General features: G+C 67.1%; 1 protein-coding gene. It reads right to left on the bottom strand.

Going from position 1 to position 645, the window contains the following annotated elements:
- Window positions 1–334 (bottom strand): tyrosine-protein phosphatase (locus E1200_RS33460; RefSeq protein WP_165950574.1); only part of this gene is annotated, 334 nt, incomplete at its 3' end.
- Window positions 335–645 lie beyond the last annotated feature (311 nt).

Genomic DNA, 645 nt, shown 5'->3' with positions numbered 1-645 from the left:
GCCAGGGGAGGACTTTGTCGATGTCGGCGGCGACGTCGGTGTGGCGGCCGCCTTCGGGGAACAGGGACAGCTGGTGGAGGGTGATGGACGGTACGCGGGTGAGGGGGCCGGGTCCTTCGAGGCGTACTTCGGCGTTGCTGCGCAGGTCGATGATGTTCTTGAGGCCGTAGTCGTCGAGGAGGAGGCGTACGTCGGCGACCGTGAGGTGCTGGAGGTTGTCGGAGCGCAGGATGCGTGCGCGGCGTGTGGTGCGTCCGTCTGTGGTGGGGAGGCCGCCGAGGTCGCGGGCGTTGACCGCGCCGTTGAGGTTGATCCAACGTGTGCCGTCGTCCATGGTTTGTGAGCCTATATGGCGGCTGTTGGCGGTGTTTTTCGCAGGGGTCGTGTTCGGTGCGGCGTATGCCGGGGATGGACCCGGGACTTAGGAGCCAGATGGGGAATGGCTCTGGAGCGTGGAGACCGGCCGGTGCCGGGCTCCGTAGCTTCGGAGTATCGATCCCCTGTTTCACGTATGGAGGCTTCATGCCCTCGACCCTGCACGCTGCGCCCCCCGCGGTGGTCCGGCCTGCCGGTAGTGATTTCGCGCCGCTGGCCCGGCGGGTCCGTGCGAGCGGGCTGCTGGATCGGCGCTGTCGCTTATACACA

Source organism: Actinomadura sp. GC306 (assembly GCF_004348665.1).
GTDB lineage: Bacteria > Actinomycetota > Actinomycetes > Streptosporangiales > Streptosporangiaceae > Spirillospora.
The sequence above is the reverse complement of the archived record's forward strand: the minus strand, read 5'-3'. Positions and strand labels throughout refer to the sequence as shown.